Source organism: Weeksella sp. HMSC059D05, from assembly GCF_001809725.1.
Lineage (GTDB): Bacteria > Bacteroidota > Bacteroidia > Flavobacteriales > Weeksellaceae > Weeksella > Weeksella virosa.
In genome coordinates, this window is record NZ_KV798540.1 from 1 (window position 1) to 2,085 (window position 2,085).

The 2,085-nt window shown below is 44.8% G+C and carries 2 tRNA genes and 1 rRNA gene; all 3 read right to left on the bottom strand.

The window, feature by feature from the left end:
* Positions 1-138: 138 nt before the first annotated feature.
* A tRNA-Ala gene (locus tag HMPREF2660_RS06060) sits at positions 139-212 on the bottom strand.
* 21 nt (positions 213-233) lie between these two features.
* Positions 234-307 (bottom strand) — tRNA-Ile (locus HMPREF2660_RS06065).
* A 130-nt stretch (positions 308-437) separates the two neighbouring features.
* Positions 438-1,957, bottom strand: a 16S ribosomal RNA gene (locus HMPREF2660_RS06070).
* Between the last annotated feature and the right edge of the window lie 128 nt (positions 1,958-2,085).

Consider the following 2,085-nt stretch of genomic DNA (forward strand, 5'->3'; position numbering starts at 1 on the left):
TTTTTTCGATTTATCGTTTTATCGTCTTCTATATGCTTACTATATTTAAATCAATTAAATAATAATTAATTATAGTAATTATTCCAGTATGTCAATGAACTTCTTCTATATCTTGATAGTAAATAACAAGATCTATAGTGGAGAATATCGGAGTCGAACCGATGACCTCCTGCGTGCAAGGCAGGCGCTCTAGCCAGCTGAGCTAATTCCCCTCTTTTTAAGTGTTAACCTCGTAGTCTCAGGCAGACTCGAACTGCCGACCTCTACATTATCAGTGTAGCGCTCTAACCAGCTGAGCTATGAGACTCTTTCTAAACTCTAAAAAGAGCGGTCTTGTTTTATATATACATCCAACATAAATATAAAATATACAAATAAAGAAAAAAACCAAGCAACAAATAGGTTGTTACGTAACTAACACATCGTATATACTCTAAATATGAGATGTTCCAGCCGCACCTTCCGGTACGGCTACCTTGTTACGACTTAGCCCTAGTTACCAGTTTTACCCTAGGTAGCTCCTGTTACGGTCACCAACTTCAGGTACCCCCAGCTTCCATGGCTTGACGGGCGGTGTGTACAAGGCCCGGGAACGTATTCACCGCATCATGGCTGATATGCGATTACTAGCGATTCCAGCTTCATAGAGTCGAGTTGCAGACTCCAATCCGAACTGAGACCGGCTTTAGAGATTCGCATCCAGTCACCTGGTAGCTGCCCTCTGTACCGGCCATTGTAGCACGTGTGTAGCCCAAGACGTAAGGGCCGTGATGACTTGACGTCGTCCCCACCTTCCTCGCGGCTTACGCCGGCAGTCTCATTAGAGTCCCCGTCTTTAAACGCTGGCAACTAATGATAAGGGTTGCGCTCGTTGCAGGACTTAACCTAACACCTCACGGCACGAGCTGACGACAGCCATGCAGCACCTTGCATTCTGTCCGAAGAAAAATCTATTTCTAAATCTGTCATTATGCATTTAAGCCTTGGTAAGGTTCCTCGCGTATCATCGAATTAAACCACATGCTCCACCGCTTGTGCGGGCCCCCGTCAATTCCTTTGAGTTTCAATCTTGCGATCGTACTCCCCAGGTGGGATACTTATTACTTTCGCTTAACCACTGAGCCCGAAAACCCAACAGCAAGTATCCATCGTTTACGGCGTGGACTACCAGGGTATCTAATCCTGTTCGCTCCCCACGCTTTCGTCCATCAGCGTCAATATAGACTTAGTAACCTGCCTTCGCAATTGGTATTCTGCGTAATATCTATGCATTTCACCGCTACACTACACATTCTAGCTACTTCAAACTAATTCTAGATCAACAGTATCAATGGCAGTTCTATCGTTAAGCGATAGGATTTCACCACTGACTTATTGATCCGCCTACGGACCCTTTAAACCCAATAAATCCGGATAACGCTCGCACCCTCCGTATTACCGCGGCTGCTGGCACGGAGTTAGCCGGTGCTTATTCATATGCTACCTTCAACTATCCAACTCGTGGATAGGTTTATTCACATATAAAAGCAGTTTACAACCCATAAGGCCGTCATCCTGCACGCGGGATGGCTGGATCAGGCGCTAACCCATTGTCCAATATTCCTCACTGCTGCCTCCCGTAGGAGTCTGGGCCGTGTCTCAGTCCCAGTGTGGGGGATCTCCCTCTCAGGACCCCTAAAGATCATCGACTTGGTGAGCCGTTACCTCACCAACTATCTAATCTTACGCATGTCTATCTTATAGCGATAAATCTTTCAAAACTAAATGATGCCACCTAGCTTTATATACGGTATTAATCCGAATTTCTCCGGGCTATCCCATTCTATAAGGCAAGTTACATACGCGATACTCACCCGTACGCCGCTCTCAATTATCCGAAGATAATCTACCGCTCGGCTTGCATGTGTTAGGCCTCCCGCTAGCGTTCATCCTGAGCCAGGATCAAACTCTCCATTGTAATATAAATTTCTTTATACGATACTGAAAAGTTACTCCAACTCTAATTGACGTTTGCTTGGCTTTATTTTTTCTTCTTGTTATATTGTGTCAAATGAACTCCTCAGTTGTTACGCATCACAAAAAAAT